Origin of the sequence: Terrimicrobium sacchariphilum (assembly GCF_001613545.1) — a bacterium.
Taxonomy (GTDB): domain Bacteria; phylum Verrucomicrobiota; class Verrucomicrobiia; order Chthoniobacterales; family Terrimicrobiaceae; genus Terrimicrobium; species Terrimicrobium sacchariphilum.
In genome coordinates this window covers 572,363-596,420 of the sequence record NZ_BDCO01000002.1, presented here as the reverse complement: position 1 = coordinate 596,420, position 24,058 = coordinate 572,363, and the positions used below count along the sequence as shown (strand labels likewise).

The 24,058-nt window shown below is 61.1% G+C and carries 21 protein-coding genes and 1 tRNA gene; 12 read left to right on the top strand and 10 right to left on the bottom strand.

The features are described 5' to 3' along the window. The first annotated feature begins 13 nt into the window (after positions 1-13). From aroC to gatB, 3 genes are read left to right on the top strand one after another with little or no spacing between them, the layout of a single operon-like run. Positions 14-1,111 (top strand): chorismate synthase, encoded by a 1,098-nt coding sequence (gene aroC, locus TSACC_RS03440; protein WP_075077993.1) that lies wholly within the window; start codon positions 14-16, stop codon positions 1,109-1,111. After that, entirely contained in the window at positions 1,108-2,046 is a 939-nt protein-coding gene (locus tag TSACC_RS03435) for a hypothetical protein (protein ID WP_075077992.1), read from the top strand. The genes aroC and TSACC_RS03435 overlap by 4 nt, the downstream gene beginning before the upstream one ends. 13 nt (positions 2,047-2,059) lie before the next feature. Beyond that, positions 2,060-3,517, top strand: a complete 1,458-nt coding sequence (gatB, locus tag TSACC_RS03430) for an Asp-tRNA(Asn)/Glu-tRNA(Gln) amidotransferase subunit GatB (protein ID WP_075077991.1) — start codon at positions 2,060-2,062, stop codon at positions 3,515-3,517. A gap of 367 nt (positions 3,518-3,884) precedes the next feature. Here gatB and TSACC_RS21615 read toward each other — a convergent pair. From TSACC_RS21615 to TSACC_RS21605, 4 genes are all read right to left on the bottom strand, one after another. Beyond that, positions 3,885-3,957 (bottom strand) — tRNA-Lys (locus TSACC_RS21615). 127 nt (positions 3,958-4,084) lie between these two features. After that, positions 4,085-5,905, bottom strand: a complete 1,821-nt coding sequence (typA, locus tag TSACC_RS03425; RefSeq protein ID WP_075080566.1) for a translational GTPase TypA — start codon at positions 5,903-5,905, stop codon at positions 4,085-4,087. 966 nt (positions 5,906-6,871) lie between these two features. Continuing rightward, positions 6,872-7,615: a hypothetical protein gene (locus tag TSACC_RS21610; RefSeq protein ID WP_153811232.1), complete on the bottom strand. Its 744-nt coding sequence runs from the start codon at positions 7,613-7,615 to the stop codon at positions 6,872-6,874. An 8-nt stretch (positions 7,616-7,623) separates the two neighbouring features. Further along, positions 7,624-10,884, bottom strand: a complete 3,261-nt coding sequence (locus TSACC_RS21605; protein ID WP_153811231.1) for an NACHT domain-containing protein — start codon at positions 10,882-10,884, stop codon at positions 7,624-7,626. Positions 10,885-11,483: 599 nt separating this feature from the next. Between TSACC_RS21605 and TSACC_RS03420 the strand changes: the two genes are divergently transcribed. Further along, on the top strand, positions 11,484-11,948 hold the full coding sequence (locus TSACC_RS03420; protein ID WP_169809519.1) for a DUF3592 domain-containing protein: 465 nt from the start codon (positions 11,484-11,486) through the stop codon (positions 11,946-11,948). Positions 11,949-12,008: 60 nt separating this feature from the next. Beyond that, on the top strand, positions 12,009-12,500 hold the full coding sequence (locus TSACC_RS03415) for a DUF3592 domain-containing protein (protein WP_075077989.1): 492 nt from the start codon (positions 12,009-12,011) through the stop codon (positions 12,498-12,500). Positions 12,501-12,538: 38 nt separating this feature from the next. On the opposite strand, the gene TSACC_RS03410 is transcribed toward TSACC_RS03415, so the two are convergent. Beyond that, positions 12,539-13,000, bottom strand: a complete 462-nt coding sequence (locus tag TSACC_RS03410) for a cytochrome c family protein (protein WP_153811229.1) — start codon at positions 12,998-13,000, stop codon at positions 12,539-12,541. Between the two features lie 478 nt (positions 13,001-13,478). On the opposite strand from TSACC_RS03410, the gene TSACC_RS03400 reads away from it, so the two are divergent. Next, positions 13,479-14,231, top strand: a complete 753-nt coding sequence (locus TSACC_RS03400; protein ID WP_075077986.1) for an EAL domain-containing protein — start codon at positions 13,479-13,481, stop codon at positions 14,229-14,231. 314 nt (positions 14,232-14,545) lie between these two features. Then, positions 14,546-15,106 carry a DUF4142 domain-containing protein gene (locus TSACC_RS03395; protein WP_075077985.1) on the top strand — a complete coding sequence of 187 codons (561 nt, stop codon included), beginning with the start codon at positions 14,546-14,548 and terminating at the stop codon, positions 15,104-15,106. A 112-nt stretch (positions 15,107-15,218) separates the two neighbouring features. Here the strand turns inward: TSACC_RS03395 and TSACC_RS03390 are convergent, their stop codons facing one another. Both TSACC_RS03390 and TSACC_RS22520 read right to left on the bottom strand, forming a co-directional pair. Beyond that, a complete protein-coding gene (locus tag TSACC_RS03390; protein ID WP_153811228.1) occupies positions 15,219-15,782 on the bottom strand; it encodes a hypothetical protein in 564 nt (187 codons plus the stop codon). Between the two features lie 251 nt (positions 15,783-16,033). After that, positions 16,034-18,427, bottom strand: a complete 2,394-nt coding sequence (locus TSACC_RS22520; RefSeq protein WP_075077983.1) for a beta strand repeat-containing protein — start codon at positions 18,425-18,427, stop codon at positions 16,034-16,036. 168 nt (positions 18,428-18,595) lie between these two features. On the opposite strand from TSACC_RS22520, the gene TSACC_RS03380 reads away from it, so the two are divergent. Continuing rightward, the gene (locus TSACC_RS03380) at positions 18,596-19,186 is read left to right on the top strand and encodes a TetR/AcrR family transcriptional regulator (RefSeq protein WP_075077982.1); all 591 of its coding nucleotides are present in this window, start codon (positions 18,596-18,598) and stop codon (positions 19,184-19,186) included. Between the two features lie 32 nt (positions 19,187-19,218). Then, positions 19,219-19,506 (top strand): YciI family protein, encoded by a 288-nt coding sequence (locus TSACC_RS03375; RefSeq protein WP_075077981.1) that lies wholly within the window; start codon positions 19,219-19,221, stop codon positions 19,504-19,506. A 12-nt stretch (positions 19,507-19,518) separates the two neighbouring features. Here TSACC_RS03375 and TSACC_RS03370 read toward each other — a convergent pair whose 3' ends face one another. Further along, positions 19,519-20,505 carry a hypothetical protein gene (locus TSACC_RS03370; RefSeq protein WP_075077980.1) on the bottom strand — a complete coding sequence of 329 codons (987 nt, stop codon included), beginning with the start codon at positions 20,503-20,505 and terminating at the stop codon, positions 19,519-19,521. 77 nt (positions 20,506-20,582) lie between these two features. Continuing rightward, positions 20,583-20,996 carry a hypothetical protein gene (locus TSACC_RS03365; protein ID WP_075077979.1) on the bottom strand — a complete coding sequence of 138 codons (414 nt, stop codon included), beginning with the start codon at positions 20,994-20,996 and terminating at the stop codon, positions 20,583-20,585. Positions 20,997-21,100: 104 nt separating this feature from the next. Here TSACC_RS03365 and TSACC_RS03360 point away from each other — a divergent pair, with 104 nt between their 5' ends. Next, on the top strand, positions 21,101-21,436 hold the full coding sequence (locus TSACC_RS03360; RefSeq protein ID WP_075077978.1) for a hypothetical protein: 336 nt from the start codon (positions 21,101-21,103) through the stop codon (positions 21,434-21,436). Beyond that, positions 21,433-21,771: a hypothetical protein gene (locus TSACC_RS03355; RefSeq protein WP_075077977.1), complete on the top strand. Its 339-nt coding sequence runs from the start codon at positions 21,433-21,435 to the stop codon at positions 21,769-21,771. The genes TSACC_RS03360 and TSACC_RS03355 overlap by 4 nt, the downstream gene beginning before the upstream one ends. 140 nt (positions 21,772-21,911) lie before the next feature. On the opposite strand, the gene TSACC_RS03350 is transcribed toward TSACC_RS03355, so the two are convergent. Continuing rightward, positions 21,912-22,691, bottom strand: a complete 780-nt coding sequence (locus tag TSACC_RS03350; protein WP_202815901.1) for a class I SAM-dependent methyltransferase — start codon at positions 22,689-22,691, stop codon at positions 21,912-21,914. 20 nt (positions 22,692-22,711) lie between these two features. On the opposite strand from TSACC_RS03350, the gene TSACC_RS03345 reads away from it, so the two are divergent. Continuing rightward, positions 22,712-23,614, top strand: coding sequence for a LysR substrate-binding domain-containing protein (locus TSACC_RS03345; RefSeq protein ID WP_075077975.1), 903 nt, complete (start codon positions 22,712-22,714; stop codon positions 23,612-23,614). The last annotated feature ends 444 nt before the right edge of the window (positions 23,615-24,058 follow it).

The window sequence follows — 24,058 nt, the reverse complement described above, 5'->3', positions numbered from 1 at the left end:
TTTAGACCCCTTTATGTCGAGCAACTTCGGAGAAGTATTCCGCATTTCCACCTGGGGGGAATCCCATGGCGGGGGCGTTGGCGTGGTGATTGATGGCTGCCCGGCGCGGCTGCCGCTTTCCGAGGCCGACATCCAGCCCGACCTCGACCGCCGCCGCCCCGGCCAGAGCGACATCGTCACCCCGCGCAAAGAGGCCGATGAGTGCCAGATCCTTTCCGGCGTCTTCCAGGGCCGCACCCTCGGCACGCCCATCTCCATCATGGTGCGCAACACGGACGCCCGTCCCTCGGCCTACACCGAGATGCAGACGATGTACCGCCCGTCGCACGCGGATTTCACCTATCAGGCGAAATACGGCATTCGCAACTGGGAGGGCGGCGGGCGCTCCTCCGCTCGCGAGGCCATCGGCCGCGTCGCCGCCGGCGCGGTCGCGAAGAAAATCCTCCGCACCCTGCACCCGGGGATCGAGATCCTTTCCTACATCACGGCCATTCACGACATCAGCGTCGCCATTGATCCGCTGGCCGTGACCTCCGAGGCCATCGAGGCGAATTCCGTGCGCTGTCCCGACGCCGCCACCGCCGCCGCCATGATCGAGCGCATCAAAGAGGTGCGCAGCGACGGCGACTCCGTCGGCGGCGTGCTCGAGTGCGTCGTGCGCGGGTGCCCGCGTGGACTCGGCGAACCGGTCTTTGACAAGCTCGACGCCGACCTCGCCAAGGCCATGCTCAGCCTCCCGGCCACGAAGGGCTTTGAAATCGGCTCCGGCTTCGCGGGCAGCAAACTCCGCGGCTCCGAGCACAACGACCCCTTCCGCATCGTCGACGGCCAGGTCCGCACGACCACAAACCTCTCCGGCGGCATCCAGGGCGGCATCAGCAATGGCGAGCCCATCGTCTTCCGCGTCGCTTTCAAACCCACCGCCACCATCTCGCGGGCGCAGGATACCGTGACCGTCACGGGTGAAAACGCCAGCCTCGCCGCACGCGGCCGCCACGATCCCTGCGTGCTCCCGCGCGCCGTTCCCATGGTGGAGGCCATGACGGCCCTCGTCCTCGTCGACCACCTGCTCCGGCAGCGCGCGCAGGACGCCCTTCCCCGGGAAGAATGATCCAGGGTTCGCCCAATCTCCAGGCCATCCTCCTCGGCATCGCCGCGCTGTTTCTCGCCTTCGAGTTCTGGCGCGGCTGGCGGGCGGGACTCGTCCGGGCCGGGCTGAACCTCGGCGCGATCGTCGCCTCCAGCATGTTCGGCCTCGTCGCCGGGCGCGTCGCCGCGTCCCTCTTTGGCGGGGCGGATTCCTTTACCGGCCTCACCACCGGGGTCCTCGTCGGCCTCGCCGTCGCCATCGTCGTCTTTGCCGCGATCTGGATTCTCGGCGCGGTACTCTTCAAGCGCACGGAACACCAGCGCACCTTCCTCTTTCGGCTCCTCTGGGGCCTCGGCGGCGGCATCTGCGGACTCATCCTCGGCCTCCTCGTTGTCTGGGGCGGCGTGTCGATCATCCGCACCTTCGGCACCTTTGCCGAGTCCTCCCTGAAAAGCCAGGCTGCCGCTCCTCCCGTCCATACCGCCCGCCCTCATATCGGCCCTCATGTCGTCGGCGCTCAACCGCAGCCCACCCCCTCCGGCCTCCTCGCCGCCCTCGCCAGCACCAAGGAATCCCTCGAGATGGGTCCTGCCGGGAAGCTCATCGCCGCCACCGACCCCATCCCCGACGACGCCTACCAGCTCCTCTCCGAGCTGACTCGCATCTCGACCGACCCCGAGATCATGGCTCGCTTTCTCCAGTACCCCGATATCCAGCGCGTCGTGCAAAGCCCGAAGTTCGTCGCCGCCCTCGGCGATCCCACCGTCATCGACGCCGCCCAGCGCAAGGATCTCCCCGCCCTCGTTTCCAATAAAGCCCTCATCGCCGCCGTGCAGGACCCCGCCTTTGCCGAGCAGCTCGCCAAGGTCGATCTTCGCGCCGCCATGAATTTCGCGCTGGAAAAACCCTCCCCCTCTCCGGCACCCTCACCCACTACCGCCACGAAGAAGAAGTAATCCCATTTTTCCCATGCCCGACTACATCGCCACCATCGGCCTCGAGGTTCACGTCCAGCTCAAGACCCGCACCAAGATGTTCTGCTCCTGCGCGGTCGAGTACGGCGCCGAGCCGAATACGAATGTCTGCCCCGTCTGCCTCGGCCTCCCCGGCGCCCTCCCCGTCATGAACGATGAGGCCCTCCGCCTCACCGCCCTCGCCGGACTCATGCTCGGCTGCGAAACCCCGGTCACCTGCAAGTTTGACCGCAAGAACTACTTCTACCCGGACATGCCGAAGAACTACCAGATCAGCCAGTACGATCTGCCCCTCTGTCTCGGCGGCGCCGTCCCGCTCCACGACCTCGCCTACCCGAAGGACGTCCAGAAGAACATCGCGACCAAGGACAAGAAGATCCGCCTCACCCGCATCCACCTCGAGGAGGACGTCGCCAAGAGCTTCCACATGGAAAGCTCCACCGGCATCGACTACAACCGCGCCGGCACCCCGCTCGTCGAGATCGTCAGCGAGCCCGACATCGCCAGCGCCGAGGAGGCCTTTGCCTACCTCACCGTCCTCCAGCAGGTCATGATCTACGGCGGCATCTCCGACGCCGACATGGAAAAAGGCCAGCTCCGTTGCGACGTCAACGTCTCCGTGCGCCCGTCGACCAGCGACAAATGGGGCACCAAGATCGAGCTGAAGAACCTCAACTCCATCTCCGGCGTCCGCCGCGCCCTCCTCTTTGAAATCCCGCGCCAGATCGAGGCCCTCGAGCGCGGCGAGGTGCTCCAGCAGGAGACCCGCCGCTGGGACGACGTCCGCGGCGAGACTACCCTCATGCGCATCAAGGAAAGCGCGCACGACTACCGCTACTTCCCCGATCCCGACCTCCTCCCGGTCAAGACCGCCCACCTCATCGAGGATGCGGTTTCCCGCAAGCCCGAGCTCCCGTGGGAAAAGCGCGCCCGCTACGTGAGCGAATACGCCGTCACGGAATACGACGCCGCCGTCCTTTCCAACGACCTGCCGACCTCCCGCTACTTCGAGACCGCCGCCAAGGGCGCGAAGAAGCCCAAGAGCATCGCCAACTGGATTCTCAACGACCTCCAGAGCGCCCTCGCCGGAGCCAGCAAATCCATTGCCGAATGTCCCGTCGCTCCCGAGGCCCTCGACGAACTCGTGAACCTCATCGACGATGGCAAGATCAACTCCCGCCAGGGCAAGGAAGTCTTCGCCGAGATGTTCACCTCCGGCAAGGGAGCCGCCGTCATCGTGAAGGAAAAGGGCATGGAGCAGGTCAGCGACACCGGAGCCATCGAGGCCCTCTGCGACCAGGCCATTGCAAACAGCGCCAAGGCCGTCGCCGAGTACAAGGCGGGCAAACTCGCCGCCATCAACGCCATCAAGGGCCAGGTCATGAAGCTCTCCAAAGGCCAGGCCAACCCCGCCCTCGTCGGCGAAATCCTCGAGAAAAAACTCGCCTCCTAGTTCTCCGCATCACAGGGAGGGCGGACAACGCCCTCCCGCCTTCAAACCTTCTGAACAGAAGGCAGCGAAGGAAACGAAGAGAAAGACAGGCAGACCTTTTACAGAGCCGAGTCTGCGAGACAGGCGAAGCCAACGTCGCAAAGGACACCAAGGCGGGGCATGCCCCGCCGGTTATGGGCGATTGCAGCTTGTCGCCAGCCCATTGTGGAAACACCACTGAGCAGCGCATGAGTAATATCCGCCCGATTTATTACTCATGAAATGCGGCATTTCTGAGTGATAAATAGAAAAGTCTGTCTCTGGAACCAGAGCAGAGCGAGATCACAACGCTCCATTGCCGTGCCAACACCCGGCCATCGCCGGGGAGCTAATCGCGTAGGATCCCTCCCTACAACCAGGAGATTAAGAGTCTCCTGCTCTCCCATTGCGCCAACAATGCACGGAGAATCACGGGCGAAAATTACTCCCGGCCTTCCAAAAAGCAACTCCCCAAAAACGCATTGAGCGCCCCGGCCGGGTGGCTGGGACGCTCAACAAGACGTTTTCGAAGTTGTCTAAAGACGGGGCTTATTCGGCCACGTTGACCTTCGTCTGCGCACGCTTGCGGGCGTTGGCATCGAGGATCTTCTTGCGCAGGCGCAGGCTCTTCGGGGTCGCCTCGACGTATTCATCGGGAGCGATGTACTCGAGGGAGCGCTCGAGCGAGAGCACGAGCGGCGGGGCGAGCTGAATGCCCTTGCCGTCACCCTGGCTTCGCATGTTAGTGAGCTTCTTGGCCTTGCAGGGATTCACCGGCATGTCGTCCGGGCGGGCGTTTTCACCCACGATCATTCCCTCGTAAATCTCCTCCTGGGGCCCGATGAACAGGCGACCGCGCTCCTGGATGCTGTCCAGCGCGTAGGCCGTGCTCGTGCCGCCTTCCATGGAGACCAGCACGCCGTTGTTGCGGCTCGGGATGTCGCCCTTGTGCGGTCCGTATTCCTTGAAGAGGTGGCTCGCGATGCCGTGACCCTTCGTCACGTTCACGAGGTCCGTCTCAAATCCGATCAATCCGCGCGTCGGGATCGTCGCCTCGACGAGCACGCTGTGCGGGTTGTGCTGCATGTTCACGATCTCGGCCTTGCGGCTGGCGAGCGACTGCAGGATGTCGCCGAGGTTGTCCGGCGGCACGTCAACGTAAAGCGTCTCCATCGGCTCGAGGAGGTTGCCCGCCTCGTCGCGGCGGAAGATGACCTCGGGACGCGAAACGAGCAGCTCAAAGCCCTCGCGGCGCATCTGCTCGACGAGAATCGCGATCTGCATCTCACCACGCGCCTTCACGTCAAAGTGGCCGGCGGTTTCCGTCTCCGCGACGATGATCGACACATTCGTACGGGTCTCGCGGACGAGGCGATCCTTGATCTGGCGCGCCGTCAGCAGCTTGCCCTCGCGACCCGCCAGCGGCGAGTCGTTCACGCAGATCTTCATCGCGATGGTCGGCGGGTCGATGTCGACAAAGGGCAGCGCCTCGCGCTCTTCGTTGTCGACCAGCGTCTCGCCGATGAAAACTTCCTCAAATCCCGTCAGGCCGATGATGTCGCCCTCGCTGGCGCTCTCGATCTGGACCTTCTCCAGGCCCTCGTGGCTGAAGAGCGCCGTCACATTACCACGCTCCTTGCGGCCATCCTTGTGTACACACACGATGCTCTGGCCCACCTTGACGGAACCGCTGATGATGCGCCCGTAGGCGATACGACCGAGGTAATCGCTGTAGTCGAGGTTCGACACGAGCATCTGGAAGTAATCCTTGTCGGCCTTTGGCGGCGGCGGGATGTGCTTCACGATCGCCTCGTAAAGTGGCTCCATGTTGTCGCTCTCGTGGTCGATCTCGCGCTTGGCGAAGCCCGCCTTGGCGCTGGCGTAAATATGCGGAAAGTCGAGCTGTTCATCCGTCGCCTCGAGTTCCATGAAAAGCTCAAACACCATGTCGAGCACCTTGTGCGGACGCGCGTTTTCACGGTCGATCTTGTTGATCACCACGATCGGCTTGAGGCCGTTTTCCATCGCCTTGCGCAGCACGAACTTCGTCTGGGCCTGCGGGCCGTCGTGGGAATCCACCACCAGCAGCACGCCGTCGACCATCTTCATGATGCGCTCCACCTCGCCGCCAAAGTCGGCGTGGCCGGGAGTGTCGACGATATTCACATGGTAATTATGCCAGCGGAAAGCGGCGTTCTTCGCGCGGATCGTGATGCCTTTCTCCTTTTCCAAGTCCATCGAGTCCATCATGCGCTCGTCGGTCTTTTGGTTGGCGCGGAAGGTTCCCGCTTGTTTAAGGAGCTGGTCGACCAGCGTGGTCTTACCGTGGTCCACGTGGGCGATAATGGCGATATTTCGAATATTTTGCATGGCGATCCCGGATTGAACGGGCGGAGCACTATGCGGAGCCACTGCCCCCCTGTCAATAGAGCGCCTTTTTACGTTTTCGACGCCATTTCCCCGCGAACCCCACCCCCGCCCGCGCCATTCCGACAAAAACCCCACCCCTGGACCCACCGCCCGGCCTGCCCGGCAAATCGGCTCACCGTTCCCGGCATAGACCAAGGGTACGCAAACCCGATGCCCGGACACGAAGGATGTAACCCGCGTAAAAACAAAGTGTTATCCTTCGGAAAGATTACTTCGCCCGCAGCTTGAAAACGCCCTTGTACGGCCCGGCCTGCGCGGAGTCCCGCGCAGCCAAACCCTTCGCGCCCTTCGGTTGACGGCCTTCCTGCCTCCCCCTTCGTTTCCTTCGCTTCCTTTTGTTCGTCCCTGCCTTGGCGGTCTTTTGTAAAAATCCCTGCCCCTACGGCAGCGGCGGGAGGCCGAGTTCCTTGAGGTACTTGTTGTGTTTCTTCGTCGCGGCGGTGATCCGCGCTTCCAGTTCCACGCCCGCTGTTCGCGCTCCGTTACCCCGTCTACGACATCGTCATCCGCCTCATGTGCAACCACCTCCGCGCCGACACCAGCGCCCGGGCGGACCGAAGCAACCAGCCCGGCCATAGCCCACCGCTTCCGCCCCGAGGCCATCCACCTCTTCGTCTACCGAGCCGACCACAGCGCCTACTTAAGGCTCCTTAATGCCAGTCAATACACCCTCCTCAGACATTAGCAGCAGGCCGCACCCTCGCCGAATCCCTCGCCCCGCAGGAACAAAACCCCGCTGACCCCACCGAAGACCTCCACGCCCTCTTCACCTTCTGCGCATCGCTCAGACTCCTCTGCCCGGCGCGCCAGCAAAAAACCGGTCTCCTATATAGTCCTATTAAGCTATTCCTACATCCCCGAGATCCGCCCGTTCCCGCAAGGCGCAGCTACACATGGATCATCTTATCATTTCGCCATCAAAGGATCAGGAATGACTGTCATTGCCGGTCGACGCTCGACAAGCTTAACAAGCAGGCGGAGCCCACTATGCTTCAGCGAAACAGATAACGCCGGACATGAAGCCTGCAACAAAAGAACAACAACCTCCTCGATGTCGCTACCACATAGCCCTTGTAGATCTATAAATCTGAACAGCTCTTCAAGAAGCCTTGGAAATTTTGAACTCAGCTGCAATGCCTCAGTCGCAATTTCATTTTCAGCTCCCTCCCATCGCAGACTGTTAATTCTAAGGACACTTGCTGCCCGCCTGTAGAGACCGCCACGCAACCGGCAGCTTTGCAGATAGCCTGTTGGCATCATACGGAGAAACGCAAGCGGTGGAAGACAAGAAATTGCGCCAAAGAATTCATCTAGGATTTCGGATTCACCGAACTTCTCAACGAGAAGTTGAGACGATGCATTTACCCTATCAGAACGTCCCCCGCCAAAAGACAACCATGACCGCGACTCCACGTTAGGACCGATTAAACCGACGAGCCTCATTTTTTCGTCCACCCCAAAAGGAGATTGAAGAATAGCAGCCACAAGGGCGCGCGGCAACTGAGCTCCCAGCTTGGAACACACCTCAATCAAATTCTCAATCGTCGGGAAAATGCCACCTCCCCACTCATCCGCACAATTTCCAAGCCCAAAGCAGCACACATCAAGCAGACTCCTAACTACAGCGCTATCGGCTTTCAGATAAGGCAAAGCTTTAGTTAAAGCAACAGCAAACTGCGCCTCATCACCCCCCCGCTATGACGCCATGCATTCGCAGAAAACACAATACCTTGATGCTGATCGGAAACTAACTTAAACTTATCTTTCGGGAATCCCAATTCAGAAATTCTAATACCACCCCTCCAAGCGGCACCCCAGCGCTCCCAGTCAGCAACATGCCCCAATCCTCCACCATGAATTACCTTGCAAATCTCCTCAACTGAAAACCCTAATTGCCGAGCAATAAGGCACGCATTTATTTGCCACGGAAACTCGCCAGAGACCGACTCTCCACAAGAAAAATCGCTACTCATTAACGAAAACTGTCGGATTAAGTTTTCCGATGAGCAATTGCGAGCAAACTCGGAAACCAAACAAAAATCACCCCAGACCGGATGCACATCCGCACTCACCTCTTCTGGAAGATTTCCCAATTCCGCCCATTGAGCAAGTCTTCGGTCACCATTATAGACTAGAGCATTACAGGTTTCCGCCCCATCGTTATCAAGCAAAGTAATTCCATCACTTTCAAAGTCTTGAGAGTATATATTAAAGAGCTCTTTGATCGGTGAAAATCTCAACGACTGCGGCAGCATTTCTCCAGCAAACATCCGCCTCCATATAGCCGGAGAATGCACATAAATATAATTCCTAAATGAAATCCAAAATTCCGACGGAATTCTCGAGATTTCCGGAACCACCTCCGAAAGAAACACTCCAACACTATCACTCTTCCACGGAAAGCCTGTTAGCATCAGATTCTCGGCAAATTTGTTACCTCCTCGAACCAGATCCAAACACAGCTTCCAAAGAGCATAAGGAAAACATCCTTCATCTACCTGCAATCTTCTCCCAAGCTCTTCATTCCACACCTCCTTAGCCTCGCTTGAAAATAATTCGAGCAACCTCGAAGTCTCATCGGGAAGCAGCACATCCAGTATTCGTGCTGCACAACGCGAAAGGGCACGAGAATTCTCCGGTTGATTTCTCGACACGCCATCTTCCAGCATTGCTAACGCAAGCCGGGAACCCGGAGCAATAAATTTGCGCTCCTGGTTGACAATCACCTCATTCAACCGTCCACAGATACCAATTAAGGAATCCGTTAGATGTTCTTTTTCAAAGAATATCCTACCAGCTGCAAACAGGAATACATTTCTCCAGTAAGAGTGAGGAGCTATTTCACGAATTGTTTCTAGCACGCATGATTCTGGCCCCGAAAAGATATGTTCAGCCGCCATAAACTCCTGAAGGGAACGAATCTCGAATCCAATCTCGTTGGCGCTATTCCCTACTAGAAACACAAGTCGATCGGTTGCAGCTTCCCGTATTTGCCTTACAAGTGTTGCGCGCCCTTCCGATTCCGAGTGCCCACGCTTTTGCAGTCTAGTTTCCACGATTTCCTCAAATTCAGAATGAGAAAGCCGCGCTGCGGTAGAACCAATCGCAGCGTTCCGCTGTTGCAGCACCCAACCCGCGCGATGATGAAGCCAATGAATATCTGGTTCATATGTTCTAAGAATTTTTGAAAAAATTGTGTTTCGCTCCTTTTCCCTTCGATAAATCACATCATAATAATCGTGAAAAAGCTTCCACCGCTGTTCAGGCGGCTCTCCTCCGCCTTCAATAAGTGCAAGCATGATCGTTACCTGCAAGGGAGATTCCATCAAACGCACGGTAGCAGGGTTTTCCGTAGCTCTCTTCAGAGCACTACAGAGATCATCAACCCTTAAATTATTATTAGGATGACGTGCACTCGCGAGCCTACTACCATACTTCAGCGCTTCATTTGCATTAAGCGAAGCAAGCGGAAGATGAAGATAGAAGTTTGGATCAAATTCATCGGAATAACCTTGAGGCCTCGTAGTTGCTAGAATTAATATGTCTGCGTCCTCATCGTGCACTTCCGAGCTAACAAAATCACGAATTGCATCCATCATTCTCTTGCGATTACTTGAGGCAGGCACTTCATCAAGACCATCAAGAACAATCAACCAAGGATAACTCGATAGCCATTTGCGAAATTCAGATTTACTTAATTCACAGTCGGTTCTCTCCGATATATGTTTTACCAGATAATCAAGAAGTGAACTGGACGAAAGACCACCCTCCCCGGCGAGCGATTCAGCCAACTTCTTCAGATCAATACGCAGCGGATAGCGAAGAACCTTCGGTTTCGGAATGTCGCCAGCCTGATTTTCAATATGAGATAACGCAGCTCGAACCTGAGGGGACCGTTTAGCGGAATCTTCTTGAAGTAGCGCAGCTCTATACAACTGACACGCAAATTGACTAATTGTAGTCTTGCCTTGGCCTGGACCACCAACCAAAACCACCCTTCCAGCTGTCTGCCTCAGACCAGCACTTCCCAATTTATTGTTGAAATTAGCCGAAGGCTTCAATACCTGACGACCTTCTTCAAAAAATAGATCGAGAAAGGTCACTCGTTCCTGCTCATTTAAATCCAACTCCTCATCAGAGAGATCATTAAAATCGTACTCGTCAGAAGATGAATCTATATAATTTCGTTCATTTGACACCTTTACGGGCAGATCTACAAAAACTCTGGATAGAGGAATTGCGGTTGCGTCCGTGTATCCACCCTGACTAAGCTTCGCAAATTGATCATCCAGCAACCCAACTTCTAGATATCGTCGAATAGTTTTAAGAAAGTCTGTTTTCTTAAGCCGAACAAAATCTGCAACTTCCGCCAGAACATCACCCGAAAGCAACCACGCTGCATAAGTGGAACGAATATCACGATATACATCTAGAAATCGGCATATCTGATCACGGTCCCACACAGCATAATCTTTCAGCCCGTGAGATTTTTTGAAATTGTCTAGAATAGAACATATACGATCCTTTCCTCCCGTTTTCGCTACAGAACTTAGAGACAAGTTTGTAGCAAATACGTAGTATTCGGGACATATTCTTTCTCCTCGCACAACCTGCTTCTCGCTCTCCCGTCGCGGCTCAAATTTCGAAAGCTCCGAATTCAACTGTTTAATAGCCCAATCGGCATTGACCTTGGCAAGAGCATCCGGGTATTGTCGAAACTTGGCTTGCACAATGCCACATCCGTCCCAGCACTTTCCCCCACTAGGATAATTTATCAAACCATCAAACGAAGCTTCTCGTCCGCCGTCCGGACCGTCACCAAAAACCATCAACTGCTTACCAATTATTTCCAAGCCAAGAGCTTGAATAAGCTGCTCAAATGAGCGGGTATTAAGACGTTCCAGCTGATAGTCGTGCATAGATGGATGGAAAATCTAAATTTTTCGGTGTATCTTACGAGTAAAAAGAGTGCGCCCATTCAGCAAAGCGGATCATACTCACAAGATTTAGACCGCTAGCGATTCCCGATCGGACCTGTCACGGGCATGTCACGCTGTTGTCACTGTGACGTCACGCTCATGTCACACGGGATGTCACGCCCTGTCACGGTGACGTCACGCTACACAGAACAGTACAGTACCCAACCAGAGAGAGAGTACGGGCGGCGTGGGATTCCACGGGTCGCCGCTGCGGGCGGCGGGCGGTTGCTCTCTCCCTCTCGCTCCCGATGGTGTTTTTTTGAAAACCTTTCGGAAACACCGGAGGGCGGTTCTTTCCCGCGAACGGATGGTTGGGGCATCGCGAGCCAGGGGTGCGCGGCGGGTGGGTGGATTGCTTCGTCCGGAGCGAATTCCCCAACACCTCGCGCGGATTCGTCGAGGCAGGCATGCACGCACTGGCAAAAATCCCCCCATGCCAAACTTGCAAGGGTTGCCGTATTAGCATGGTTTTCGACAGATTTCCTAAGGTTAGGATCGCTTTTGCGGAAGCGATGATGTATAAGCGAAACCATCACATCATGAACTTTGTCGCCATCTTTCTCGGTATCTTTTTCCTCGTCGGGGTCACTGTCGCGGGCTTCGGCGTGCGGACGGTGCTCCAGGCGCGGGAGAGCGCGGCGTGGCCTTCGGCGCAGGGGATCATTCGCACCTCGACGGTGACCAGCCAGCGCGGGTCCAAGGGCGGCAGGACCTACAAGCCCGAGGTCACCTACACCTACACGGTGGACGGCACGGAGTACTGCGGCGATCTCATCGCGTATGGGCTGAAGGGTTCCTCCGCCAGCCGCAGCTTTGCCCAGTATTACGACAACAAATACCCCGAGGGCTCGACCGTTCCCGTGGCGTACGATCCGGCCCGCCCGCAGACCTCCGTGCTGGAGCCGGGCGTGAGCAAGAGGGCCTTCATCCTGGTCGCGTTTGGCGCGGTCTTTGCGCTCAACGGGCTGTTATTCGGCCTCATTGGCTGGCTCTTTACGCCGTAGGGTAATGACTCCTCCTCGCACTGGCTGGTCATCCGCCAAGGAATACGTCCAGACGCCTCGATGAGTCTGCCTGCTTATCTCGCCGCGATGCCCCGCGTCTGGTGGTTTTCGATTTTGTTCGGGGGGTTCTTCATTATCTGGATCTGGCTCTCCTCGGGCTACCTGCGGGCGTTTCGCAAATTCCGCACATGGCCATCCGTACCGGGCCGCCTGCTCTCCGCCGGCACGGAGGAGTTCCGGCACGGGTGGGAGGACGACCATACGGTTAACGTCCGGTATCAGTATCAGGTGGGCGATGCAGTCTATGAGGGGCGCGTCATCGAAAGCATTCATCTGTACGTTCCACCCAGCGAACCCGTCGGCTTCCACAAACGGCAGCGGGCCCTGCGCTATCTCGCGCAGCTCCATCGCGGCGGAGACGTGACGGTGTATTACGATCCCGACGATCCCACGCAGGCCTTCCTGCGGCATAGCTCCCAGGCTCCGCTTTACTTTGGCTGGGCGGTCCTCGTGACCCTGCTCGCCCTCTGCGCGCTGGCCTGGCTGAGCTAGCTTCGCGGCGAACCGATGTCCCGTGGCGCGAGACGAGATTACTTTGACGCGCCCTTCGCGAGATTCATCTTTCGCAGCCGCACTTCCTTCAGAGTCAGGGTCGGAGAGAGCTTGGCAATCTCCTCGCCATCGAAGAGCCGGGAGGTGCAGCTGGATGCCGTCAAAGGCAGGATCTCCGGGAGCGCGGCAAAGACATCGAGCGTCTTTTCCTTGCCGGTGGCCGGATCGGTATAGGTCACGGCGACGATCGCGCCGACGACGATCTGATCCGTGAGGCCATTCTGGACCTCGGTTTGCAGGAGCACCGGAAAGTAGTTGGTCAGAATGTTCATCCTTGAGAGGATCTTGCTCATCTGCTCGGGGGTCGCCGGGGTCGCGGCGAGGTACCTGCGGTAGTCGTCCTCATCCGCGCGCAGCGGAGCAGAGAGAGGAGCGAGGACGATCGCTATGATCGCCAGGATGCACCAGCGACGACCGGGGGCGGTGAGCAGGGACGGCATAAGTCCATTATCATAAGCAAAGCGCATCAACGGTCGAGGAACTTTCCCTTAGGGCGATTTTCCATAAACAGGGAATCGGTGAACGGAGAGGCAGGCCGGGAGCGCGTCGGCAGGGATACCGACTGCCCTGGCGACCAATGCCTCCCCGCAGCCCTCGCCGTCTCCGAGCCTCGGCTAAAGGCTTCCATTTGCTCCAGAGCACCCCGGAGAGAAAGCCACCCAGCCATCGCATTCCTGCGCCGCTCGGCCAAACTCCAGGGCGCATTTCGCCAGCCCTCCAGGAGCGTCGGCTCCCGCCTTGACCTCGCCCTGCCGGTCAGGATTGGGACGGATGAGATGCTCAAAGCATGGCGGCCACGCGCCCACTGCCCCTGGTGTCGCCTTGGTGGCGCGGCCTCATCCGCGCGGATCGGCCTCAGCTCCACGAGGAGCGATTTCCCATGGCGCGGTCGGCGCAGCTCGATAGAGTGCGCGCAGGATGATCACAGTCGACACAGTCCGCGAAGCCATCGAGGAGAAGGAGCTTTTCCTGGAATACATGCCCACCGTGCGGCTGCGCGATGGCGTGTGCGCGGGAGCCGAGGCGCTGACCCGCTGGCGGCGAACCGATGGGCGATTGGTGCCGCCGTCGGAGTTCATTCCCATCGTCGAACGGACGCCGGTGGCCGGGCTGCTCACCTATTGGGTACTGGAAACCGTGGCCGGCGAGTTGGGCGACTGGCTCCTCCGCACGGAGGACGCGCACGTCGCGATCAACACGCCTCCCGAGCTTATCGGGCGGGGCGGCATGGAGTATGCGGGCTGCCGCGTCGGCCTTGCCGCAGTCGCCGACAAGCTCGTCCTCGAGGTCACCGAGCGCGGAGTACCCGACGAGATCGCGCTCGACGCCATGATCCACCGCACGGGCCGCCGCCGCCTCGTGCGCCTCGCCCTCGATGACGTGGGGGTGAACGACCACTGGGCGGCCCTCCTCCAGCAGGCTCCCTTTGACATCGTGAAACTCGACAAATCCCTCGTCGACCGCCTCGAGGAGGGCGGGCAAAGCAGCATCCCGCTCATCGAGCAGATCGTCCGCATGACCCGGGAGCGCGGCATCGAGATCATCGCCGAGGGCATCGAGCGCCCGGAACAAGCCGCCCTCCTGCGCGAGCTGGGCATCCCGCTCGGCCAGGGGTGGTACTTTTCCAAGGCCCTGCGAGCAGGCGAGTTCCTGGCCTTTGCCCAGGGCTAATGGAGACATCCGGCCCCGAGGGAGCGATGCCGTAGAAATACGCTTACCGCCCCACCCGACACACCCCGGCATCCAGGCCGCCATCCTCAATCATGCAGGCAGCACGTGCAGCGAAGGCGGTACGTCGCGCATTCGCCTTGCACTCGCGCGCGCAGGTGCTTTCCTAGTGCTCAGGCACACCCTTACCCGGGAGTCATGAATCCCCTCCTCCTCCACGACTGCGAGCCGCGCTCCAGCCGCCAGCCATTTCCCGCTCCACCTGCCGGGAACGACCCGACGCTTTCCTGAAACCTCCACCTGCACATACCCACATCATGAAACTCCACCACATCCTGCCCGCCGCGCTTCTCGCGCTCACCCCCGTCCTCGCCACCGCCGCATCAGCCCCCGCGCCCGCCTCGTGTTGCGGCCAGATGCCCTCGGGCACGATGACCTGCCCGGCCTTTGCCCAAAAGGTCGCCATGGTCGATCTGCTGGAAATCCAACTAGGCAAGGTCGCCCAGACCAACGCCTCGCTGCCCTCGGTGAAAAAATTCGGCGCGTTCATGACCGCCAGCCACACCGAGATCAATGCCCGGCTCGCAAAGGTCGCGGCCGAGTGCAATATCCCGCTGCCCACCCAGCTCGACGCCCCAAGCCAGGCCACACTGAAGAAGCTCTCCGCGCTCAAGGGTCCCGCCTTTGACAAAGCCTACATCCCCGCCATGGTCGCCGGCCACACACAGGTCCTCGCCATGGTAAAGTCCTTCGCCGCCACCTGCCCGAATCCCAAGATGAAGGCCTTTGCCGAGAAGATCACACCCATCATCGCCAAGCATCTCTCCGCCGCGCAGAAGGTGCAGGCCCAGATGCAAAAGGACGGCCTCCTGCCGTAGGGCGATCCGTATTTCCTGATTCCCCGCTGTCGCCGCGAGAGCATCACACGCTTTCGCGGCGTTGACCCAGCAGGCGTCTCCCGGTCTAGGCGACCGCGCCTTTTCTTCGACCCTATTTTTCCTCGTCGGGCAGCGGCCAGCGACGCCCCTGGCCGAGCAGTCTGATCCCGCTCCGCGAGAGCGCGTATTTTTGAAAGTGCAGTTCACTCTTCAAAGCTCGCTCCGGCTCCATGATGACCACCAGTCCGGCTTCGCTCTCCGTGCCGGCAACTGATTGCAGCGCGCCCGCCCAGACCACCGAGCCGGCCGACTCAAACTTCCCCCAGGCGATCGGACGATAAGAGTCGTCAAAAAGCACGATCACCACCGGCATGACCTCCATGCCGTTGCCGTGGCGTTGAAACACTCCCACGATGAAATACTCGCCCGACAGGCTCACCATCATGCGCTCTGCCAGATACGAGGGCTGCGCCCCCTCGGGTTTCAAGCGCCCGAGAGCATCGAGGAGATCGGTCGCCTTCACCCAGGCCAGCCGGTCGTAGATCTCCACCTCGCTCACATCGCGCAGGGCGTTCAAGGGAACAATGATCGGCCTGTTCCCGACATCCTCCGCCCAGGCAGCATGCCCCGTGGAAAAAACGATCACCAGGGCGAGCAGGAGGGAGCGCTTTGCCATAGGCAGACGATGGTACCAGGCCCACCGCGCTGGAACCAGCATGCTTTTGCCCCCGCCAAGGCGAGAGCGCTTCGAGAAAGCGGCGAGGTGTCGCCCGCAAGCCGCGCCCCCGAGGTCTGCCAGCAGGAAGGAGCGCGTATCGACTACTCCCTCCCTGAGACGCCAAGGCGCGGCCGAGCGACTCATCGCCTGTCACCCGGCACCGGCTCCGCCCTCTTGCGGAGCCAGTCCCGCAACCAGAGACCCGCAGGTTACTCCCGGCGGCGACGGAGCCAGAGCGCCGTCACGCCGAGGCCCACGAGCAGAAACGTCGCAGGCTCGGGCACGACCTGGAGCGATGTGCCGACGATCTCGCCGGAGCCGAGGTAGGTCGAGCCCTCGTCGGAGTAAAAGGCGACCTGCGAGAGATCGCCGACCGCCGAGCCGCTCAGGATCGTGATCGTCGTCGACGCGCCCTGGTAGTTGTAGATCGCCAGCGTGCCGTCGATCTCCAGCGAGGCAAAGGTCAGCCCGGCGGCGAAGTTGTTAAAATCCACCACCGCCGCGTCCGACACCACCCACGCGCCCATGGTCTCCTGGATGGCGCTCGCGCCGATGACGACCCGGCCGCTGCCCTGGTTCAGCGCTGCGGAGTTGGCAATACCCTCCGACTGGCCGAGCTGGAGATTGCCGCCATCGATCGTGATCTGGCCCACCGAGCCGAGCGACGCCACGCTGCCCGCCGTGGCGAGCGTGCCACCGGTGATCGAGACATCGCCGGTCATCGTATTCGCACCATAGAGGGGATTGAGCACCGTGGTGCCGGGTCCGCTCTGCACGAGGTTCATGCTCCCGGTGAGCGTGGTGTAAAACTCGTAGACCGTGTTGGAGGAGGAACCCGCCGCGAAGTTTTGCTGAAAGGCGATGGATGCCGTGCCCTCGCCACCATTGAAGACCCGCGCTCCGATATCCGCACCGCTCGTGCCGGCTCCCGCCCCGATCACGATCTGGCCGGTCGAGCCGGCCTCCTGCGCGACCTGCACCGCGGCATCCGTGGAGGCCTGCGGATCGCTGCTGTTGAAGCCCTTGAGCTGAAGCAGGGAACTGCTGCCCAGGGCGAGGGTCGCGTTATCGCCAGAGTCCTGCCCCACCGTCACCACGCTGGTGCCTTTCTCGACCGCCCCGGCGGCCAGGGTGACTGTGCCGGAGTTGATCGTTGTCACGCCAGCGTAGTAGTTGTCCCCATTCATGATGAGATTTCCCGCGCCGGTCTTGATCACGCCGCCCTGGGCGTTGGCATCATCGGCATTCTTCGAGACATTGGCATCACTGAGATTGCCTGCTCCGCCGAGGGCCGTGACATTGAGGGTGGACGAGACGTTGAAGGTCGCATTCCCACCGAGGAAGAGATCCGCGCCGTAGGCCGAGCCGTTGTTGCGATTGCCCGAGCTGACTCCCCCCGTCACCGTGTTGCCGGAGAAGCCGCCGTCCTGCACGGTCACGGTCGCTCCCGCCATGACAAACACCGCGCCGCCCGCGCCGAGGCCGCCGCCTCCCGAGCTGTCAAGGCCCGTGTCTTCGCTCGGCGTCGCGCTCGCCGCGCCAAAGCCACCCACGCCCGCAGAGCCTGTGGAGTACGCTCCACCGCCTCCGCCGAAGCCGCCATTACCGCCGCTCTGGGACGACGCGCCGCCGCCTCCGCCGAAACCGCCATTGCCACCCGACTCGCTATACGATCCCGCACCGGAGCCGCCTCCTCCGCCGAAGCCGCCATTGCCGCCGCTGTTTGGCGTGTCGCTATCGGCATAGTGCCCATAGCCTCCGGCCACACCGCCGCCTCCGCCCGTTCCGGGATAGGTAAAACTCGTGCTGCCGCCACCTCCACCGCCGCCGCCATCCGCGCCGCCGGAACCCCCGCTACCATCGCCGCCGCTGCCGCCACCGCCGGCCGAGAGGCTCGTGCTATTGACCGCGCTGACATTGACAAAGGCTCCCGCCGAACCGTTGCTCCCCGTGCCACCCGCGCCGTTGGCTCCATTGCCAAATCCGCCGCCACCGCCGCCCGCGCCATCGCCGCCGCCACCGGAGGCATTGCCTCCCATGCCGCCGCCACCGCTGAGAAACTGGTCGCTCAGGGTGAATCCCACCGAGCCGCCCACGGCCTTGTTGTTTGAAAATGTCACCCCGCTGAGCGTCACCGCCGGCGCACTGAGTCCCTGCGCGGCGAGCGCCCCCGTGCCCGAATAGTACGACCCGCTGCCGACAAAGATCGCTCCGCCCAACCCCGCACCACCGCCGCCGCCCAGGCTGCCGTTGCCGCCCGTGGCGTTACCATTGGCGATGGTCAGGTTGCTGATGGACACGGTGCCACCGGCAATGAAGAACGCCCGGTCGGAGTTATTCATGTCGATGGAGAAATACCCGCCATCGATCGTCACATTCGCGTTCACCACCATCTGGCTCGTTGCCGAAATGTTGGCCGTGAGCGTGATCGTGTTTTGCAGCGCGGGATTGGACGCGTTGTTTAGATAAACCTGGTGAAGCGCCGTCTCCAGCTCTGCCGCCGTGGCTACGCTAAAGGAGGTCTGTTGAGCCTGGAGTGACCTGCCAGCAAGGGCGCAGAAGCCCGAGATGGCAACGACAAGAAGCTGCCGGGTGGTTTTCATTAGTCTGTGGAGTGACTGCCCTCCGCCTTAGCAAACGAAACCGCCAAACACACGGAAAAAAACCGGTGATTTCGTAAATATCAGGGAGCCACCCCTACCCGGTTTCCGGGAGGCGGCAGGAACGTATTGACAGACTAGGACAATTGTCCTAGTGCTAGTCCGCAACGCATGAAGCCGACATCCACGCGCGACCGGATCCTCGAGGAGGCCGACCGGCTTTTCTATGAACGCGGCTACGAGCACACCGCCTTTGCCGACATCGCGGAGGCGGTGGGGATTTCCCGCGGCAATGTGACGTTTCACTATCAGACAAAGGACGCGATCCTCGACGCCGTGATCGACCGTCGGCTCGCACGCACCGCCGCGCTGCTGGAGCACTGGGAGGCGGGCGGCGAAGGCCCGGCAGCCCGCATCAAGAGCTTCATCGACATCCTCATCGCCAATCGCGCAAAAATCATGCTCCACGGCTGCCCGGTCGGCACGCTCTGCGCCGAGCTCGCCAAGCTGGAGCACGACGCGCTCAGCCACGCCAGCGCGCTCTTCACACTCTTCAAGGGCTGGCTCGCCACGCAGTTCGCCGCCCTCGGGTTGAAGAAAGAGGCCGACGCGCTCGCCCTCCATCTCCTCGCCCGCAGCCAGGGCATCGCCACGCTGGCCAGCGCCCTTCGCGACGAGGCCTTCCTCCGCGAGGAGGTGCGTGCCCTCCATGACTGGCTCGATGGTATTGCCTCTCCCTCGCCGCGCCGGAGACGCGCCTGAGCTTTCCGTAAACCCACAACCAACCACATCGCATGTTCATCGCCCTCCTGAGATTCACCGAAGCCCGCAGCCGAGCCAGTCAATACATGGAGGAGCACAAGCACTGGGTGCAGGGCGGCTTTGCCGACGGCGTCTTCCTCCTCGCAGGCGGCATCGAGCCGAGCCAGGGCGGCGCGATCCTTGCCCACCAGCTTTCGAGGGAGGAACTCGAGACGCGCCTCGCGGCGGACCCGTTCGTGGCCGAGGGCATCGTGCAGACCGAGATCATCGAGATCGACCCCGGTCGCGCCGACCCGCGCCTGGCATTTCTCGTCTCCTGATCGGGGCCTGCCTTAAAATCCCCCGCCGAGTGAAAACGACAGCAGGGTTTCCGAGAGATTCTGCGCGCCCGAGATCATCGTGCCGAGGCCGTGCCGCAGGCGGAAGGCCCCGAGGATGGAATCCGTCAGCGCAAAGGTGGACTCCATGCCCACGTACATGCGCCCGCTCTCCGGCGAGGCCGCGCCGCGATCCTCGTAGGAGGCCCGCAGCTTCAGCGCCGCGTCGGGCAGGAGTTTTTGCTCCGCCTGGGCGTACACTGCGCGGTACGTCGTGCTATCGAGTTCATCCGTATCGTAAGTCTCCGTCTCCGCCGCGCCCAGGCTCACGCGGGTCTGCGCCGCCGCGCGGATGGTGATCGAGGCATCGACTCCCGCTAGAGATTGCCCCGAGGTCGCCGTCTCCTGTGTGCTAAAGCTGGGCGCGACCCGCAGCCGCACGGGAACGAAGGGCAGCTCCTGTGCCAGCTCCAGCCTGGCGTAGCGCGTATTCAGCATCGCTCCCGCCGCATCCGTCTGCGCGGCCACGCCGCCTGTCACGCCATAGGTGAGGCCGACCGGCGTCTTTCCCTTCGCGCGCCATTCCGCGCGATTGATCGTCGACGTCCCCCGGTCCACGAAGCGGTTCACCGTCTCGAGCGAGAGTTCGTTGGAAACCATGCGCGTCACATCGAGGTCGAAGGCCACGCGGTTTGAGCAGCCGAGATTGCCCTGCAAATACGAGTCGCCCCACACATTCTCCACCCGCATCTCGCCCGTGTAGCGCACCGAAACCCAATCCACCTCGACGGGGTGAAATTCATAGCTCACCGGCTGCGAAAAGGACTTCGACACCGCTCCCTCCGACGCATTCACCGCAAAGGACTCATGCGGTTCATCAAACGTCACCTCCCGCGTCTGCGGCGAGGCCGTCGGCAGTTCGATCCACTGCGCCGCCATCTCCACCTCCGCCCCTCGCGCCGTCGCGGCACCGAGCAGCAGGAGGAAAAGCAGCCATTTCATGCCAGCGACCAAACATGCCATTCCCGGATATGTCAACCCCGGCGGTGCTTCCTTTCAACGGCGCTTCATCCTGTTGCCTACTCTTTCTCCAGCACCTTCGGGATCTCGCGGCGAAACTGATCTGGCAAATCCTCGAAGCTTTCATAGCCCGCTGTGCCTCGATAGAGACAGTGCGTCGACTTCCAGTCCGTCAGATCCAATTTCATCAGAGAGCGACGCGTGGCAAACCAGAGGATCGATTGGGCAGAGTCCCAGTAATACGCATACCGCTCTCCGGCCTTCACCGCCTCTCCCGAAGTAATGGTCCTCATGTCCGGATCCAGTTTGTCTCCCGTCCGGTCCCGCACGATCCGCCAGTACAGCGAGTTGTCCGGAGGCAACGCTACCACGGAAAATGTCACCCTGTCCCCCATCGCTCGCGCTGACAGAGGTGTCGATCCTATACCGCTAAAATCCTCGGCCAAAGCGGAGCCCGAAACGATCAGCAGCATAAGCAAAACTTTCACCCGGCCAGCAGAGCAGAGTTGCGCCCCATTTCCAATTCCCCTCCGAAAAAACTCTGCTTTTCCCACTAAGCAAAGTACCCTCGCCCGCCATGAGAGTGACCACCCTCGCCAGCCTTCTGCTGGCCGCCCTGCTCCTGAGCTCGTGCAACTTCCTCCCCAAGACCACCGCCAGCTCCACCGAGAAAGGCAAAGTTCTCAAGGTCTACCAGGCCAGCGAGGGCACGGCCACCTTCCTCGCCTACGTCGTCGAGCGCAAGGGACAGGAGATCGTCGTCAGTTCCCCGCTCGGCGGCACGCCCCGCGCCATCGGAGACGAGATCGAGTACTTTGCCCAGACGATGGAGATTTCCGGCCACCCGCCGATCCTTTCTTTCATGTACATCGGCCCGCGCCCGTCCGCGACGCCAACGCCTGCCAAACCGTGAAGCGCGCGCGCGTCGTCCTCATCCTCGCGGCTCTGGCCGTCGTGGCCTACGTGGGGACGTACGTCCTGCTCGCCACCAGGGACTCCGGCCGGGCGCGCGGAGCGGGGGAGTATTTTCACTACCGCGATTTTCCCCACGCGTGGGAGGTCTGCGTCTTCGCTCCCGCCGCCTTCGTGGAGGCAATGCTGATCCAGATCAACCCGCGCCCGTTCCTTTCCAATCCCTCCTGGGCCGACACACCGCAGCGCCTCGTCATCCGGACGCCCGGCAACGAGACCCAGTTTTGGTTTCCCCCATCCCCGAAGAGCAAGGAGGATAATCAACGTCAGCCATGACCTCCCCCGAGAAAATCCCGAAGCGAGACGAAGACGTGACTGGATGAAAGATATCCGTCTCCCCGAGAAATAGCACCGGAGGTTGCAGCCCTTCGTTTCCTTCGCTTCCTTCTGTTCGACCTCTTCCTTCCGTTCCGGTATTACCTCTCTCCGAAGTAGCACGCGAAGACGCTGTTGCGGTGCAGGACGTCCCAGGAGGTGAAGCCCGTTTTTTGCAACAGGCCGAGCTGGTAGTGGAGCGAGCGCGGGGAGTCCTCCCGCTCGATGTAGGCGAAGACCTTTTCGCGATAGGCCGGGCCACCGAGGGATTCCAGGTACGCGCCGTAGCGGGCCCACATCATCGCCTGCATCGCGGGTGAGTCAAAATACACCAGGTCGGCCACGTAGAGGCGGCCGCCGGGTTTCAGCCAGCGGTGGAGCAGGGCAAACACGCGCTCCCAGTCCGCATCCTCGCGCAGATGGTGCAGCACGGCCCCGGCCAGGATCACGTCGAAAGTCCCGTCGGCAAACTCCAGCTCGCGCAGGTCGCCCTGCCGCGTCTCCACGCTCCGCGCCCCTGCCGCCTCCACGCGCGACCGCGCCCGGTCCAGCATGGGCTGGCTCAGGTCCGCGAGGTGACAATGCAGCGGGCCGGTCTCCTGCATCACGCGCAGGGTGAAATTTCCCGCGCCGCAGCCGAGGTCGAGCAGCCGCCCGTCGCGCGGCACATGGCTCGCGGCGGCAGCCGCCACCAGGTCGAGCACCAGCGGCGCGTCGATCGTCGCCTGCTGGCCCGTCTCCAGGTTGCTGAAACGCTCCACGTCGTGGTCGAACCGCTCGCGGATTTCCTCGAGCGTCGATTTCCCGGCGAATGCTGCTGCTGTCGTCATGCCGCGCACTTTACCGCCCCCTCCGGTATTTCGGAATTGCCAGTATTGCATCGGATTAATACCTTTTACGTATGAATCGCCCGACCATCCGCGAGCTGGAGTGCTTCACCGCCGTCGCGGAGGAGCTGAACTTTTCCCGCGCCGCGCGTCGGCTGAATCTCAGCCAGCCTCCGCTCACGCGGCAAATCCAGTCGCTGGAGGAAAAGCTCGGCTGCCCGCTGCTGGAGCGCAGCACGCGCTCGGTCGCGATCACCGCCGCCGGGCGGCTCTTCCTGGAGGACGCCCGCGCCGTGCTCCAGCGCCTCGACGCCGCGCGCGATGCCGTGCTCCGCGCCGCCGGGGGCGAGGTCACGCGGCTGCGCATCGGGTTCGTCGGCGCGCTGCTCGACGAATCCCTCGTCCGCCTGCTCCAGACCTTTCGCGAGGCGCACCCGCACTGCCAGATCGCTCTTGAGGATCTCTCGCCCGCCGCGCAGCTGGAGGCACTGTCGGAGGGGAAGATCGACGGGGCCTTCCTCGGCGCGCCGCCGCATTCCCTGCGCCGCGGTCTCGCGAGCTTCATCTGGCAGCGCGAACCCCTCGGCATCGCCCTCCCCGCCGCGCACCCGCTGGCCGCCGCGCGTTCGCTCCCCATCGCCCGCCTCCGCGACGAAGGCTGGATCATGGTCTCCCGCGAAGCCGCCCCGGCCTTCCGACGTCAATTCGATACCCTCTGCGCCGCCGAGGGTTTCAAGCCCCGCATCGTGCAGGAGTCCGAGCGCGTCGCCGCCGTGCTCACCATGGTCGCCGCAGGCCAGGGCATCAGCCTCCTCCCCGTGACGATGGGCAGATTCCTCGCGCAAGGCGTCACCATCCGCCCCCTCCCCGGCCGCAAACCGCCCACCCTCGACCACACCTTCGTCTATAAAAAGGCCAGCCCCGCTCCGCCTCTCGCGGATTTTGTGCGGCTACTCGGGTCGCCCGGGAAACGCTAGCACTTCGTCCCATAGACAGTTTCCAAAAGCGGACAGGCACAGCGGGCTGGCAGGCCTTTGGAAAAGGAGGGGCTCGGGTCCTGACGAGAGCTTGGATCAAGCGCACGATGGCAGCGCAACGCCCCCGCCCGGCGTGACAACACGCCCTTCGCTCTTCCCACGGCTCAACGTCACCGGCAGCTTGGGTGATTGCCGCAACCGCTAGCGACACATGCCCGCGCGCACCCTGTCGGATCGGATGAGATCGCGGCGGCATCCCGGCGCAGGCAAAGGAAAGCGAGCCGCCCATCGCGTCACCCGACGCCATCGAACGACCGCCTCGCAGTTCGATGATCCGCCATATTGTTCAGCCGTTACGGCGTCTGGATGAAAGATAGCGAGCGTGCCAGATGGCCGCCAAATCGACAGAAGCCAGGCCGCGATCCCACCGGGCTGCCGCCCGAG